Genomic DNA, 14,633 nt, shown 5'->3' with positions numbered 1-14,633 from the left:
TCTTTTGTTTCTATGTGGGAATTTTTTACAACAGATTATGGCGTGGTGGCAGCCTTGGGCTGCCCGGTGCTGGCCTCCCACACCACGGTCGGCGTCCAGCCGGTGGCCAGCAGCGTGGCCTGCATCACGGTGGCGGCATTGTCCTTCGCCGTGTTCAGCACCGTCGGCTGGCTGCAGGCAGCTTGTACTGCTTTTTGCGCCGTGGCCAGCACGTTGTTCATGGCCGTGGTGCGCGTTTGCGCCGATGGAATGAACGCCTGCAAGCCCTGGTCGGTGATCGCATAGAAGTACGAGCCGCCCTTGTCGCGCGGTTCGTGGTTGATGCGCGCCTGCAGCGGCGAGGGCGCCGGCAACACGACTGTCAGCGTGCGCGCCGTGTTGTCGATGTCTTCGTAGCGCGCCTGGCGCAGGTCGGTGGCCAGCGTGCAGTCGCCGCGCGCGACCAGCAGCACGCGGGTGCTGCCAAGCCGTACTTCCCACTGCGACCACGGGATGTCCACGGCGTTCGGCTGCGTGAATTCGATCACGTCCGAATAGTTCATCTTGAGCGACACCAGATGCCCCATCTTTTCGAGCGAGACCAGCGGCGGCGGTGCGGGCGCTTCGTCGACCGGGCGCTTGATGAGGGCGAAGGTGATGACGGCGGCAAGGACGGCGACGAGCAGGAGCGGCAGGTGTTGCGATGATTTCATGGGCGGGCAGGGCGGGTGCGTTGGCGGAGTCGGCGCCAGTCTATCCGATCCTGTGGATGGTTGTCGTTCGCGGGCGTGCCATGACTGCCTGCGGCATAATGCCGTCATTACAGGAGAAGCCCATGCCAGGTCTTACCGATGCCGCTGTTCTCGACGCGTGGTCGCGCAACGTCGACCCCTGGACCACCGCCGTGCGCGGCGGTGAGATCGAAACCCGCACGCTGGTCACCAATGCCGCCATCGTCGATGCAGTGCGTAGCCTCGATCCGGCCACTGGCATCGATCTCGGTTGCGGCGAAGGCTGGCTGGTGCGCGCGCTGCCAGGCGTGGCGATGGTCGGTGTCGATGCAATTGCCGCGCTGGTCGAAAAAGCCAATGCGGCTGGCGGCGGTGACTTTTGCGTGCTGTCGTTCGAGCAGATCGCGCAGGGCCGGCTGGCGCTGGCGGTCGATGTCGCCGTCTGCAATTTTTCGTTGATCGGCAACGAGGCGGTGGATGGCCTGCTGCGCGCGGCGCCGACCTATCTGCGCGAGGGCGGCTCGCTGGTCGTGCAGACCGTGCACCCGCTCATGGCGTGCGGCGATGCGCCGTATGTCGACGGCTGGCGCGCCGGCAGCTGGGCGGGCTTTTCCAGCGACTTCGCCGATGCGCCGCCGTGGTACTTCCGAACGGTTGCGGGCTGGGTCGCGCTGTTCGCGGCGCACCGCCTGCGCGTGACTGCGATGCGCGAGCCGCTGCATCCGCGTACCGGCAAGCCGGTCTCACTGATCCTGATCGGGCAGCTGGAAGCGTGATGCGTCGATCGACCGCGTTCAGCGCAGCAGCTTGAGCCCCGGCGGCAGCGCGTCGCCCAGCATGCGCGCTTCGCTGGCCTGATCCAGTTCCACGACCTCGCGCACCATCGCCGTCCATGCCGGCGGCGCGCCGCTGGCGGCCAGTCGGCGCAGCACGTCGCCGCGCACCGCCTCATCGATGTCGCGCGAGCGGTCGCCCGTCATGCGCGCGATGTGGGCGGCGGCAAAGCCGGCCGGCTCCACCTTGCGCCAGTCGAGCAGCAGGAGCTGGCGCAGCCAGCCTTCGGCCACGTCGGGCGGCGCGACTTCGTGTGCGCTGGACTGGAACGACTGGCGCGCACCCACGCGGCCCAGCGCCCACAGATAGCGCCCGTAACGCGCGCTGGCGCGGGCATCGAGCTTGCCGCCGGCAGGGATATCGGCGATCTGCTTGAACAGCCATTCCCCGATCTCGGCCTTGTAGGCCGATGGGATGCGTTCGAGCGACGCGCCCACGCGCAGCAGGTCTTCTTCGCTGCCATCGACGAGGGTGACGGGCCGCCGGCCACGCTCGCCAGCATCGGCCTGCAGGTTGAACGCGAAATCGTCCAGCACGCGCAGTTGCGCATCGAGCGACAGGCCGCCGGCCACGCGGCGCCACAGCGTCCACCATTCGGCGCGCACCTGGCTGTCCTTGTGGTGCTGCACGCCCGCTTCGAACAGGGCCCACAGCCCTTCCATGCGCCATTTGTCGAGCGGGTGGCCGAAGCCGGGGCGCAGGCTGTAGCCGGCCAGGTTGAGCCACGCGCGCTCGTGCTCGACCGAGCGGCGCCGGCCTTTTGCGCGCGCCATCAGGGCGTCGAACAGGCGGCGCAGCAGCGGCGTGGTCCAGCTTTCGCGTGGGCCGAGCAGGTGTTCGAGGCCAGCGCGCAGTTGCTTGACTTCTTTCGGCTCGACCTGTTTCGAGCGGGCGCCGAACACGCGCTCGATCTTGTCGATCGCTGCGTCCAGGTTCGCGGGCAGGGCCTCAGCTGGTGCGTCGATATCGCCGTCATCATCGCTATTGCCACGCAACTGGAACGCCAGCTGCCAGCGCCCGCCGCCGTCTTCGGCGACGCAATGCACTTCGAGTGAACCGACCTCGCTCAGCGTCGTCACCAGGTGCACGGGAATCTCGGCCGTGGTGCTGGACCTTGAGGCGCGCAGCACCGTCGCAATCGGCGGCAGGCGCACCACGTCGGCCAGGTCGAGATCGACCAGGTCACCGGCCTGTGGCGCCGCGCCGGCATCGGCAATCGTCGAGACCAGGTGAAAGCGTACCGGCCGGCCGACGCGCAGCGCGAAGCTGCGGTTTGCCAGCGTGACGTCCATGGCGGCCGGTGTGCCGCGTGGCAGCAGGCAGACGGCGTGCAGCAGACCAGCGCGTGCTTCGCCGTCCAGGAGCAGGTAGTAGTTGCGGGCCGCGCCGCTGTCGATGGCCGGCGCCAGGCCCTGGCACGCCAGCGCGTAGGCGACGCCGCCACGGGCGACGGCGATATCGGGATTCTCGTTGTGCAGCACGCGTACTGGGGCATCGCGCCAGCCGGTCAGCGTATCGACCAGGCGCCTTGCCAGCGCGGCGCCCCTGAACACGCCGCCGTTGAGCAGCACCGTATCCGGGATCGGGATCGCGCCGCCTTCCAGGCCGAGCGCCTCGCGCGACGCCGCCGCATGCTGGCGCAGGAAGCTGGCCAGATGCCGCGTGATGGCCGGATCGCTCGCATACGGCAGGCCGAATTCGACGATGCCAGCGCGGGCGCGCGTCGGTTCGTCCTGCGCTGCGTTGAGCGGTAAAAAGCCGTCGAGCACGATGCGCTCGATGTCGCTGCGCAGCAGGTCGGCCTTGCGAGCGGCGCCAATCAGGCGGCTGCCGGCGCCGAGTAGCGTGACGGCGACGGATTCAGGCGCATCGTCGGCCAGCAGTTGTTCCTTGGCGGCGCGGCAGCGTTCCGTGAGCTGGGCCAGGCGCGCGGCCGACAGGCGCGTGCGTGCATTGTCATTGTCTGCGCCGGATTGGCCGGCCATGCGCGCTTCGATCAGGTGCGCCAGCGCGAGGTCCATATTGTCGCCACCCAGGATCAGGTGGTTGCCCACGCCGATGCGCGTCAGGTGCGGCTCGCCATCTTTGGTATCGACCTTGACGAGGCTGAAGTCGGTGGTGCCACCGCCCACGTCGGCCACCAGCACCAGGCGCGCATCGCCCAGATCCTGCGCCAGGCTGGCGCGATGACGGTACAGCCAGTCGTACAGCGCGGCTTGCGGTTCTTCCAGCAGCGCGACCTGGGGCAGGCCGGCCAGCCGCGCCGCTTCGAGCGTCAGCGCGCGGGCGCCTTCATCGAACGACGCCGGCACCGTGAGCACGATCTGCTGGCGTTCAAGGGGTTGTTTGGGAAAGCGCGCATTCCATGCGGCGCGCAGGTGCGCAAGATAGCTGGCGCTGGCAGCCACCGGCGAGACCTTGGGCACGTCGTTGTCGACACCCCACGGCAGGATCGGCGCCATGCGGTCGACGCCGTCGTGCGACAGCCAGCTCTTGGCGCTCGTGACGAGCCGGCCCGGCGTGGCCGCACCGAGCACGCGCGCCAGGCGCCCCAGCGCAACGCGCTCGACGCCGGCGACATCCGGCTGTTGCCAGGGCAGTTGCAGGGCCCCCGGCGCCAGTTCGTCCGGGCCCGGGTGGTAACGCATCGACGGCAGCAGCGGTGCGCCGGCCACTTCGCCGGGCGCCACCAACTGATCGATCTGGAATAACTCGATGCCGCCCGGACCATTGCGGCCGTAGGCCAGCACCGTGTTCGTGGTGCCCAGATCGATGCCGACGAGCCAGGTCACTGGACCCCGGCCGCCGTACGCACGTCGAACTCGATCTTCCAGCGCTGGCCGTCACGCGCCACTGCCAGCAGTTCGAGCGTGCCGGCGTCCGTCGCCAGCGCATGCAGTTTCACCTGCACGACGTCGCCTGCTGCGCGGCCATCGGCCGGCAGCGTGGCCTGGATCTCGTTCATTTCGTGCAGCTCGTCCGGGCCCCAGAATTCGAGCACGTCGCCGATGCGGTCCTGGCGGCGCGTGGTGGAGCCGAAGAAGCGGAACGTGACCGGCTCGCCGATCACCAGGCCGAATTCCTGGCCAGGCAGTTCGAGTTCGCTGCCTTCTTCCATGCCGAACGGCGCCACGCACAGGGCTTCGAGTGGTGGTTCCATGCCCGGGATGGCCGGCATCGACGACTCGACACCAACGTAGTACGAGCGCGCCGTGCCGCCGCGAATGCGCACGCCGCCGCCACGTCGTGCGTAGCTGAAGTAGGCCGCGCCACGCGCGACAGCCAGATCGAGATCGGCGCCTTCGAGCATGCGCGCGGGTTCGGCGCCTTCCATGTACAGCCAGTCGTTGATGGTGTCCATCACGCGCTGGGCCAGGATGCCAGACTTGAACACGCCGCCGTTGAACAGCACTGCGCTCGGATGCAGGAAGGTGTGGTCGGCCGTGACGCGGCCAGTGAAACCTTCGAGTTCGGCGGTGGCGCCGGCCTGGCGCGCGAGGAACGCGGCCAGGTGGCGCGTGATCGCGGCGTCCTGCGCATACGGCAGGCCAAGCTGGGTCAGGCCGGCGCGGGCGCGCACGGTTGGCCGCGCCGAAGCTTCCACGCGCGGGAAGAAGCCGTCGGTGATGAAGGCGGTGACTTCGTCGCGCGTGAGTTCGGTGCGGATCGAGCCGCCGATGAGTTTCGAGCCGCGGCTTGGCACCACGATCGGGTGCGTCGTCGCGTTGGCGTCGGCCAGCAGTGCTTCCTTGGCGCTGCGGCAGCCGTAGGTCAGCGCACGCATCTGCCAGGCGTCGAGCTGCGTGCCGTTGGCCGAGAGTTTGCGGGCCACGAAGTGGGCCAGCGCCAGGTCCATATTGTCGCCGCCCAGCAGGATGTGGTCGCCCACGGCGACGCGGTGCGGTTCGAGCTTGCCGTCGCGCTCGAGGATCGCGATCAGCGAAAAGTCGCTGGTGCCACCACCGACGTCGACCACCAGGATGATGTCGCCCGGTGCGACCTGCTTGCGCCAGCGGCCGCTGCTGCCCTGAATCCAGCTGTACAGCGCCGCTTGCGGCTCTTCGAGCAGGGTCGGGGTGAAGCCGGCCAGGCGCGCAGCGTCCAGCGTCAGCTCGCGCGCGCCCGGATCGAACGAGGCGGGGATGGTGACGGTGACCGATTGCTGGTCGAACGGCGCTTCGGGGTGCGCGGCGTTCCAGGCCTGGCGCAGGTGGCGCAGATAATGGGTAGAGGCGTCCAGTGGCGACACACGGGTGACTTCGTCCGGCGCGTCCGTTGGCAGGATCGCGGCGCGGCGGTCCACGCCCGGGTGGCACAGCCAGCTCTTGGCCGACGAGACCAGGCGGATCGGCGTGGTCGCGCCACGGTTGCGCGCCATCTCGCCGGCGATCGCTGTTTCTTCGGTGTCGCTCCACGGCAGCGCGCGTTCGCCGGCCGGCAGTTCGTCCGGGTGCGGCAGGTACAGGAACGATGGCAGCAGCGGCAGCGCTTCGATCGTGCCGGGGGCAGTCAGTTGCGGGATCGGCAGCACGGCGTCGACGGCCTGTTCGCCGTCGCTGGCCTGCAGGTCGACGTACGACAGCGCGCTGTGGGTGGTGCCCAGGTCGATGCCGATGGCGTAGCGCGGCTCGGCCGCATTGTTCAGCGATTCGCTCGATGGGTCGTTCACGATGTCGTTCACAGTTCCACCTCCGCCGGGGCCAGCACGCGCGCATCGTGGCGCTCGGCCAGTTGCGGCAGCGTGACGCTGGCGGCGCGCCAGCCGCGATGGCTCAGGGTACCGTTGAACGGCGCCGTGCCGACCACGTTGCCGGTCAGGCGCACGCTGGCGGCATCGAAGCCTTCGTTCAGCGTGATGCGGGCGCCTTCAGCTTCGCTGCGCACCGGTTCGATCGTGAAGTGCTCACGCAGCACGCGCGCGCAGCCTTCGTGCACGACGCGGGCGGCGGCGCCGATGTCGGCGTCCGAATAACTGGTGAGGTTTTCGTGGGCGAAGTCGATCAGGCGTGCTTCGCGCTGGAAGAGGCTCAGCAGCTGCAGGGCCGAATCCGGCGTCGGCGCGCGCAGGGGCGTCGGCGCTGGCGCCGGTTTCACGACAGGTGCAGGCGCCGGCGCCGGGGCTGGCACTGGTGCCGGAGCGGCGGTCGGGCCGACGCCGTCATCGCGCACGCGCGCGGCAAATTCGGCGTCGCCGAGCGATTTGAACAGGGCGCCGAAGGCGATCGACAAGCGGCTGAAGAAGCCGGGCAAATTGGTCTGTTGGGTCATGGTTGTTTTGATTGGTCAGTGCGAAAGCGGCGACCCGGCGCATCCGGCGCCAGAGAATCCCGCTCCCAAAAGAGGCGCATGATACCAGCAGGCGCACCGTTGGCGCACTGACAAGACATGGTCAGGGTTGGCCGACCGCGCGCGCGCCGCTCGTCAGCGCTGCTGCGTAATCGGTGAAATCGCCAAGGCCGCGCTTGATGATCGTGACAAGGGCGGGCAGGGGAGCGGCCTGGTAATCCCATTCGGCGCGGCAGAATTCACCGGTGCGCTTGAGGTTTTCGGCCAGAGTCGGCGCGATCCAGCCATGTCCGGCGAGCAGCGTGATGACCTCGCGCTCGTCCTGCGCTGGCCCCAGGCGCGCGCAGCCGATCACATAGTCGCCCATCTCGATCGCTGCTTCCCAGGCCCGGATCACGTTGAGTGTGGCCGCATCCTGGCGCGTGATGTCGTCGGTGAAGGTCGTGGGGTCGCGCTCGTATTCTTCGCGGGCGCGGTTGCAGCAGCGTTCGATGATGCCGGCTTTCTTGAGCAGAAGATCGGGACTCGTCTTGGTACTCACTGCGTTGCTCATTAACAACTCCATGATCGCGGGGCACTAGAGATATATATGGCGTCAAAGAGCCGATCTACAAGGTGCCGATACGGTAGACAAAATGAAAACCTCTTGCCAAGCCCCGTTTCAACGAGTACTGTACGTTTATACAGTACTTGCATTGTTATCACTATCATGAACCCTTCTTCCATCCTTGCCGCACCAGAGGCATTGCATCCATCGCTGTGGCGCGCATCGCAGCTGGCGCATGCCGACACGCGCTGCATCGACACGGGCCACGCCACCTTGTCGGGCCAGTTGCCCGGCGGCGGCTGGCCCGGCGGCACCCTGGTCGACCTGCTGCTGCAACAACCCGGCATCGGCGAAATGCGCCTTCTGCGCCCGGCGCTGGCCGCCTGCGCTTCGCGTCGCATCGTGCTGCTGCAGCCACCCCATCCACCCCAGGCGCTGGCGCTGGCCGCGCTGGGCCTCGATCCATCCCAATTGCTGTGGCTGCGCGCGACCCGCAGTGCCGATGCGCTGTGGGCGGCCGAGCAGGTCTTGCGCAGCGGCAGTTGCGGCGCGCTGCTGTTCTGGACCAACCACGTGCGCAGCGACAGCCTGCGCCGCCTGCATCTGGCGGCGCAGGGGGGCGAGACCCTGTTCTTCATGTTCCGTCCCCTGTCTGCGGCGCAAGATGCGTCGCCCGCGCCGCTGCGCCTCGCGCTGCGCCCGGCGGCCGGCGGCATGACGATCGATTTCCTCAAACGCCGGGGACCGCAGCGCGACGCGCCGCTGTTCCTGCCCCTTGGTTCTTCACTACTGCAACGCCATGCGCCTCTGGATCGGCCTGTATTTGCCCCAGCTACCGCTCGAAGTCTTCAGCCCACGCTGGTGCAATAGCAGTAGCAACGGCGGCGGTGCCGGTGGCGCCGTTGCTGCCGACGCTGCTGCTGTGGCTAGTGCTGCGGGTGATCCCGGCATCGTGGTTCTGGAGCAGGAGCGGGTGATGGCCTTGTCAAAGGCGGCGCACATCGAAGGCGTGCTGCCCGGCATGCGGCGTGGCGGCGTGCTGATGCTGATGCCCGACGCGCGCATCGTCCAGCGCAGCCACGAGCGCGAGGCCGAGGCCTTGCAGGCGGTGGCCATGGCGATGCTGCAGTACACGCCGCAAGTGGCGCTGGCCGAAGAGGCCACGCTGCTGCTCGACATCGGCGCCAGCCTGCGCCTGTTCGGCGGCATCCGGCAGTTGTGCGCGCGGGTGCGCGCCAACCTGCGCACACTCGGCTTTACGGGTTGCATTGCCTGCGCGCCCACCGCGCGCGGCGCCTGGCTGCTGGCGCGCCGCAATGCGGGGCGCGCGGTCAAGATGGAGTCGCTCGTGCGGCGGCTCAATCGCCTGCCAGTGACCCTGCTGCCACCGGCGCGGCCGTTCGCGGCCTGGTTCGATGGCCTCGGCTGTCGCCGGCTCGATGAATTGCAGCGCCTGCCCCGGCCCGGCCTGCAGCGCCGCTGCGGGCGCGCGCTGCTCGACATGCTCGACGCCGCATATGGCCACAGTCCCGAAATGTTGCGCTGGATCGAGCCGCCCGAACGTTTCCAGGCCAGGCTCGAACTGTTCGACCGGCTCGAGCATGCCGACCTGCTGCTGGCCGGCGCCCACCACCTGGTGCTGCAGATGACTGGCTGGCTGTGCGCGCGCCAGCTGGCGGTCGAGCGCATCCGGCTGCTGCTCGAGCATGAGCGGGGCAGGGTGGCCTGTCCACCCACGGCCGTCGACATCGCGCTGGCCGAACCCACGTGGCGCGACGAACACCTGATGCGGCTGCTCCGCGAACGCCTGGCCAAGCTCGAACTCGTCGCGCCCGTGATCGGCATTCGGCTCGAAGCCCAGCAGTTGCAGGCGATGGCGCCGCCGACCGACTCGCTGTTTCCCGATCCCGGCGGCAGCGAAGAAGACCGCATGCGCATGATCGAACTGCTGGTCGCGCGCCTGGGCACCGACAATGTGCTGCAGGCGCTGCCGCATGCCGATTACCGGCCCGAGATCGCCAATGCCTGGGTGCCGGTGCACGAGAAAATGAGCGCAGCGGCGCGCGCGGCGCAGATGCCGCCCGACGTACAAAGCCTGCCCCGGCCAAGCTGGCTGCTGGCCAAGCCGCTCGCGCTATTGATGCGCGACCACCGGCCGTTCTATGGCTCACCGTTGCGGGTGGCGTCCAATCCCGAACGCATCGAGGCGGGCTGGTGGAGCCAGACGCAAACGCGCGATTACTTCATCGCCGAAGGCAAGGACCACGCGCTGTACTGGATCTACCGCGAGCGCATCAACGGCTCGGGCGAAGATGCCGCGCCGCGCTGGTTTCTGCATGGCTTGTTCGGTTGAGGCGATGCCTGTCAACGCGTCGCCAGCGCGCGCCAGCGAACGGACCGTTTGCCCCGGTCAGGCATACTTCAGCGATCGACAGCCGACAGGAGAACCCATGAAGTCATCCATTCATCTCGCCGCCCTGGCCGCTTTTACGTTCGCCGCTTCGGCCCACGCCGCCACGCAGCAGACGCTTGAAACGGCCGGCTTTACCGTCAAAATCGTGCAGCAGTGCGAAGAGGGCAATGTCACCTGCGACGACGTGCGCTACACCGGCACCAGCAAGAAGACCGGCAAGGCGATCAAGCTGCGTGGCAAGACCATGCACTCGATGGCAGCCGATGGCGTCACGCCCGGCGCCTTCCAGGGCTATGTATTTCGCTCGGGCCGCGTGAACTACACCGTGTACGCCGATGGCCGGCTGGTGGTCACTGAGGGCAAGAAAACGCTGGTGAATCAGCGTGGCCAGTGGACGTACTGACCCACGCGTGGTGATTGACTTGACCAGCCGGCTGGTCGAGTCGTTTCCTGGCATGTTGCCCAGATGGCTCGCTTGTACCTGCGTGGGTCCAGTGATCAGGCAGGCTGTTCTTCACGGTGTGCAGTTGCTTGCAGCGGCCAGCCCTGCAGTGCGGTCATGACAATCCGGTTCAACTTTTCCCTCGCCGCGCCGTCCCGCGCCAGCGTGGACATCCCCTGAATCAACGCGACCGCCAGCGCCGCAAGGGTGTCGGCATCGGCATCGGCCGGCACGTCTCCCTGACGGATGCCCAGCGCAATCCGGTCTCGTACCTGCGCTTCGATATGCTGCCGCCTCGCGCCAAGCGCCTGGCGTACATCGCCGGCATCTGCTGAACAACTCACTGCGGCGCTGGCAAGCAGGCAACCCTTCGGCGTGCATTCACCAGTGAAGCCGGCCGCCGCACCAAGCAGCATCTGCTGGACTGCTGCATGTGCTGTCGGCGCCTGATCCAGCATCATCTGCAGGGAGCCGCCGCCCGTCATGTACAAATCGACCGCCTCGAAAAAAAGCATCTTTTTATCGCCAAACGCGGAATAAATGCTCGATGGCGTCACGCCAAGCGCAGACGTCAGCGTGTTGATCGATGTGGCTTCATAACCGTGTTCCCAAAACAGCAGCATGGCCTTGTTCAATGCCACGTCGCGGTCAAACGACAGAGGGCGTCCCTTTTTGCCTGGTACTTTCGAGGATTGTTTTGTAGCGGTCACTAGGAAATTCCTTGTGGGAGTAGCGTAAGCGGGTTACTATTTTCCTAGCAATCACTCTGAAAGTAAAGTTATGGCACTGCATGATTATCGTACGTTGGGCCGCTCCGGCCTGGCGGTGAGTCTTTTTGGACTGGGCACCATGACGTTTGGCACGTCGCGCTGGGGTTCGGATGCAGCAGATTCGCGCGCCGTATTCGACGCTTATGTAGAAGCCGGTGGCAACTTCATCGATACCGCAGACGTCTATTCAAGTGGCCGCAGCGAGGAAATGCTGGGCGAGTTTATCGCCGACAGCGCAACACGCCACCGCCTGGTGGTTGCAACAAAGGCCGGCTTTGCGTCGGGGAGCGGCCCACATGCCGGCGGTAATAGTGCAAAGCACCTGCACGCCTCGCTGGACAACTCCCTGCGACGCCTGCGCACGGACTTCGTCGACCTGTTCTGGATTCACGTATGGGATGGCGTTACGCCTGCCGAGGAGCTGCTCGACACCATGGTCGCACTGGTCCGGGCCGGTAAAATCCGCTATTGGGGCATGTCGAACTCTCCAGCCTGGTTCATCGCAAAACTGGCGACCCTGGCGCAGGTGCGTGGATTGCCGGGGCCCATCGCACTGCAGTATTTCTACTCCCTGGCCAACCGCGACATCGAAGACGAATTCGTGCCGATGGCGGCCGAGTTTGGCATGGGTATTGTCCCGTGGAGTCCGTTGGCCTTTGGACTTTTGACCGGAAAATATGTGCGTACCACCGTCGAGGCTGCCGCGCCGCGCGCGGGCGGCTTGCCACGCAACGCCGCATTGCCGGGAGAGCAGCGCAGCGCCGACGACAAGCGGCTCGACGGCGCGAATCCTTTTGGTGATTCGTTGTTCACCGATCACAACTGGAAGCTGGTCGACGCCCTGAAAAAGATCGCCCGGGAGGCTGGACATAGTCCTGCGAGCACGGCCTATGCATGGCTCAACAGTCGCCGTGGCGTGACATCGGCCTTGTTGGGCGTCAGCCGCCTGGCGCAGTTGACAGAGAATATTGCGTCACTCGACATTGTCTTGACACCCGAGCAATGCGCTGCGCTCGATGCCGCCAGTGCGATAGAGCGGGCAGCGTTGTACAGCCTGTCTTTGCCACCAGTGCGCCAGCATGCGGTGTTTGGCGGAAGCACGGTACGGGCCTGGTGGGAGTAATGCGTTTTCAATCCGGCGCCAGCAACTGTTCCAACCGGCGCGGATAGTGATTCAAAAAGTCGCGCGTTACGGCGTAATGATGCTTGATCTGTGCCCACCACGTCGAGATGTCGTTGTCGCCAGCAGGCAGCGTCCAGATGCAATGCAGATGGTCCGGCATCAACACGATGGCGTCGATCGTAAAGGCACGCCGCAGGCGCGCCCGGTCGAATGCAATGCGCAAGGATGAGCGGATCGCATCGTCACACAGGATGGGGCGACGACGGAAAGCGACCAGTGTGAAGAAATAAGTTCGGCCAGAGCGGACGCGGCCACAATGGGACTTGCTGGCGAGCGTATGCGGCAGCAGGGGGTGATGGGATGTCGCACGTCAAGCGTGACGTGCGCGTCGAATCAACCGATCATGGGCGTGCACCTCAGATCAGCCGATCCCTGAACGCGTGGATGGCGCAGCCAACCACCCTACAGCGCCTTGAACAAGGCCTCGAGCCGGTCCTTCGTGCCCGGGATGCGTTCCAGGCGCGGGTAGCGCAGGCCGTCGCGGTAATCGAGCGAGATCGTGCGCAGGTTGTTCCCCTTGCGTACCAGGAGTTCGAGTGGCGCCTTGCCATCCTTGGCCGCGCGCACCGCTGCCTTGAGCACATCGCCCTTGTAGACGCGGTTGTTGACCGCGACGATCGTCGTGTTGGCCGCCAGGCCCGCGCGGAAGCCCACGCCGTCCCAGATCACGCCCGTGATGCCGCCATCGGCGCGCACCTGGAAGCCCAGCGAGTATGTGAAGTCGGTGGTCTTGTTGCGCTCTTCCGCGCCACGCGCCGCGTCGCTTGGCGTGTCGCCGTAGACCAGCTTCCAGCCGGCGCGCTTGAGACCATCGAGCGGGGCGCCCGGGCCGTGGCCGTCCAGGCGCGCGCGCAGGAACGGCGCCCAGTCGTATTTCTGCACCTTGTTCAGCGCAGTCACCACATCGTCGAACGTGTAGTAGGTGGTCTGCGTGCTGCCGTTGTCGATGCCGAAGAAGGCGCGCGCGAAGTCCTGCAGGCCGCGCTGCTCGCCCGACATCTCGCGGATCATCGTGTCGACGTCGAGCCAGATCAGCATGCCCTCGGTGTAGTAATCCTCGCTGCGCTGCCAGTTGCCCCAGCCGATTGGCCGGCGCCCGTTGATGATCGGATCGTTGACAGTGTCCTGCACGGCGCGCCAGTCGCGGCCCTGGGTCGCGTCGTAGCGCGCCGCGTCGGCCGCCAGCGCATCGCGCGCGTGGGTTTGCGACACCAGGCCCGAACGCGCGGCGAGCACCTTGCCCCAGAACTGGGTCTGGCCTTCGTACAGCCACAGCAGCTCGTTCTGCAGCGGCGTGTTGAAGTTGGCGACATCCTGACCCGCAGGCCGGCGGAACTTGCCGTTCCACGAGTGGACGAATTCGTGCGGCAGCAGCTCGCGCCCGGCCTCGTTGCGGTTCCACTCGGTGAAGTACCCGAGCTTGACGCCGTTCTCGCTTGACTGCTGATGCTCGCGGCCGATGCCGCCGAAGTCGTCCGAGATCGCAAACAGAAAATCGTACTGGCGATAGTGGTGCGAACCGAACAGCTTGAGCGCCTGGTCGACCATCGCGCGGTGCAACTTGATCTGGTCCGGTTTGGCCTCGAGGTTTTCGGGATTGTCGGCCACCACATTGAGCATCACCGGCTGCTTCGCGCCCGGCGCCAGGTCGATGCGCTTGAAGTAGCGGCCCGCGAACAGGGGCGAATCGACCAGCGTGTCGAGATCATGCGGCTTGAAGCGCACTTCGTCGCCGGTGCGCGCTTCGACCGCGAGCGAGCTGGCGAATTGCCAGCCGGCGGGCAGGCGCAGCGTCGGCTGCACGGTGATGCGGCGCGCCTGGTAGCCGGCCGGGTACAGCGCCACCGACTGCCACTGCACGCCGAGGATATCGTCGGTCATCGTGATGCGGCCCTGTGTCGTATCGAGCGGCGACAGGAACTGGTATTCGGCTTCCAGCGTGGTTGCGCCTTCCGGCACGACGACGTGGAACGCATACACGTTCACGGGGTCGCGCTTCCACTCGACCGGCTTGCCGCCAGCGCGAAATTTCAGGCCGGCGAGCTGGGTCAGCGGGATGTTCGGGCCGTGGTTCCCCGGCGCCCACTGCGGATACAGCAGCGTCATCGGGCCAGCCTGCACGGGCATCGACAGGCGCATCCTGAAGACCTGTTGCGACAAGTTGCTCGCGTCGACATGCAGCGCGATCGTGCCGGGGTACGGCGCGTCGCCGGCGGCGGGAAGCTGGGCCGAGGCAGGCAGGGCCAGCGCCAGAGTCAGGGCCAAAGCGCTCGCCGGACGGGCAGCGCGTGCAAAGAAGGTGCGGGATGCGGTCATGGGAAAAGGCAGGGAAGGGAAGCCGGGCAGTGTAGCACCGCCCGTCGGGCTGGATTTTCCTTGATACATGATGCAAACAAAATTTGGAAAAATATTTTAAATTCCGTACTTTGCTTGCCTTGATTTCGCGAT

Annotated in this window: 13 protein-coding genes; 5 read left to right on the top strand and 8 right to left on the bottom strand. The window is 66.6% G+C overall.

All coding sequences use genetic code 11. The features are described 5' to 3' along the window. Positions 1–35: 35 nt before the first annotated feature. Entirely contained in the window at positions 36–692 is a 657-nt protein-coding gene (locus tag AC56LH_RS13735; RefSeq protein WP_499646864.1) for a DUF4230 domain-containing protein, read from the bottom strand. A 122-nt stretch (positions 693–814) separates the two neighbouring features. Between AC56LH_RS13735 and AC56LH_RS13730 the strand changes: the two genes are divergently transcribed. Continuing rightward, entirely contained in the window at positions 815–1,486 is a 672-nt protein-coding gene (locus AC56LH_RS13730; protein ID WP_499646862.1) for a class I SAM-dependent methyltransferase, read from the top strand. A gap of 18 nt (positions 1,487–1,504) precedes the next feature. Here the strand turns inward: AC56LH_RS13730 and AC56LH_RS13725 are convergent, their stop codons facing one another. From AC56LH_RS13725 to hepT, 4 genes are all read right to left on the bottom strand, one after another. Next, positions 1,505–4,336, bottom strand: coding sequence for an Hsp70 family protein (locus tag AC56LH_RS13725; protein ID WP_499646860.1), 2,832 nt, complete (start codon positions 4,334–4,336; stop codon positions 1,505–1,507). Next, positions 4,333–6,225 (bottom strand): Hsp70 family protein, encoded by a 1,893-nt coding sequence (locus AC56LH_RS13720; protein WP_499646858.1) that lies wholly within the window; start codon positions 6,223–6,225, stop codon positions 4,333–4,335. Before AC56LH_RS13720 ends, AC56LH_RS13725 begins: the two co-directional genes overlap by 4 nt. Further along, entirely contained in the window at positions 6,222–6,812 is a 591-nt protein-coding gene (locus AC56LH_RS13715; protein ID WP_183555618.1) for a DUF2760 domain-containing protein, read from the bottom strand. Before AC56LH_RS13715 ends, AC56LH_RS13720 begins: the two co-directional genes overlap by 4 nt. A gap of 121 nt (positions 6,813–6,933) precedes the next feature. Further along, the gene (hepT, locus tag AC56LH_RS13710) at positions 6,934–7,383 is read right to left on the bottom strand and encodes a type VII toxin-antitoxin system HepT family RNase toxin (protein ID WP_499646856.1); all 450 of its coding nucleotides are present in this window, start codon (positions 7,381–7,383) and stop codon (positions 6,934–6,936) included. Between the two features lie 156 nt (positions 7,384–7,539). Between hepT and imuA the strand changes: the two genes are divergently transcribed. The 3 genes from imuA to AC56LH_RS13695 all read left to right on the top strand — a co-directional run bounded on the left by imuA (position 7,540) and on the right by AC56LH_RS13695 (position 10,193). Further along, complete coding sequence (gene imuA, locus AC56LH_RS13705) at positions 7,540–8,247, top strand: translesion DNA synthesis-associated protein ImuA (protein WP_499646854.1); 708 nt, start codon at positions 7,540–7,542, stop codon at positions 8,245–8,247. After that, positions 8,177–9,730, top strand: coding sequence for a Y-family DNA polymerase (locus tag AC56LH_RS13700; RefSeq protein ID WP_499646852.1), 1,554 nt, complete (start codon positions 8,177–8,179; stop codon positions 9,728–9,730). The genes imuA and AC56LH_RS13700 overlap by 71 nt, the downstream gene beginning before the upstream one ends. A gap of 97 nt (positions 9,731–9,827) precedes the next feature. Next, on the top strand, positions 9,828–10,193 hold the full coding sequence (locus AC56LH_RS13695) for a hypothetical protein (RefSeq protein ID WP_499646850.1): 366 nt from the start codon (positions 9,828–9,830) through the stop codon (positions 10,191–10,193). A gap of 95 nt (positions 10,194–10,288) precedes the next feature. On the opposite strand, the gene AC56LH_RS13690 is transcribed toward AC56LH_RS13695, so the two are convergent. Further along, positions 10,289–10,942 (bottom strand): TetR/AcrR family transcriptional regulator, encoded by a 654-nt coding sequence (locus tag AC56LH_RS13690; RefSeq protein ID WP_499646848.1) that lies wholly within the window; start codon positions 10,940–10,942, stop codon positions 10,289–10,291. A gap of 70 nt (positions 10,943–11,012) precedes the next feature. Here AC56LH_RS13690 and AC56LH_RS13685 point away from each other — a divergent pair, with 70 nt between their 5' ends. Further along, positions 11,013–12,125 (top strand): aldo/keto reductase, encoded by a 1,113-nt coding sequence (locus AC56LH_RS13685; protein ID WP_499646846.1) that lies wholly within the window; start codon positions 11,013–11,015, stop codon positions 12,123–12,125. A 7-nt stretch (positions 12,126–12,132) separates the two neighbouring features. Here AC56LH_RS13685 and AC56LH_RS13680 read toward each other — a convergent pair whose 3' ends face one another. After that, positions 12,133–12,471 carry an REP-associated tyrosine transposase gene (locus tag AC56LH_RS13680; RefSeq protein WP_499648476.1) on the bottom strand — a complete coding sequence of 113 codons (339 nt, stop codon included), beginning with the start codon at positions 12,469–12,471 and terminating at the stop codon, positions 12,133–12,135. A gap of 116 nt (positions 12,472–12,587) precedes the next feature. Further along, positions 12,588–14,501: a M61 family metallopeptidase gene (locus tag AC56LH_RS13675; RefSeq protein WP_499646844.1), complete on the bottom strand. Its 1,914-nt coding sequence runs from the start codon at positions 14,499–14,501 to the stop codon at positions 12,588–12,590. Positions 14,502–14,633: the final 132 nt, after the last annotated feature.

Source organism: Telluria sp. LT1R51-2 (assembly GCF_059685775.1).
The sequence above is the reverse complement of the archived record's forward strand: the minus strand, read 5'-3'. Positions and strand labels throughout refer to the sequence as shown.

Bases quoted from the DNA above. Each gene is read 5' to 3' on its own strand.
- AC56LH_RS13695 (WP_499646850.1), top strand. From the start codon at position 9,828: ATGAAGTCATCCATTCATCTCGCCGCCCTGGCCGCTTTTACGTTCGCC.
- AC56LH_RS13730 (WP_499646862.1), top strand. From the start codon at position 815: ATGCCAGGTCTTACCGATGCCGCTGTTCTCGACGCGTGGTCGCGCAAC.
- imuA (WP_499646854.1), top strand. From the start codon at position 7,540: ATGAACCCTTCTTCCATCCTTGCCGCACCAGAGGCATTGCATCCATCG.
- AC56LH_RS13735 (WP_499646864.1), bottom strand. From the start codon at position 692: ATGAAATCATCGCAACACCTGCCGCTCCTGCTCGTCGCCGTCCTTGCC.
- AC56LH_RS13685 (WP_499646846.1), top strand. From the start codon at position 11,013: ATGGCACTGCATGATTATCGTACGTTGGGCCGCTCCGGCCTGGCGGTG.
- AC56LH_RS13715 (WP_183555618.1), bottom strand. From the start codon at position 6,812: ATGACCCAACAGACCAATTTGCCCGGCTTCTTCAGCCGCTTGTCGATC.
- AC56LH_RS13700 (WP_499646852.1), top strand. From the start codon at position 8,177: ATGCGCCTCTGGATCGGCCTGTATTTGCCCCAGCTACCGCTCGAAGTC.
- AC56LH_RS13675 (WP_499646844.1), bottom strand. From the start codon at position 14,501: ATGACCGCATCCCGCACCTTCTTTGCACGCGCTGCCCGTCCGGCGAGC.
- hepT (WP_499646856.1), bottom strand. From the start codon at position 7,383: ATGAGCAACGCAGTGAGTACCAAGACGAGTCCCGATCTTCTGCTCAAG.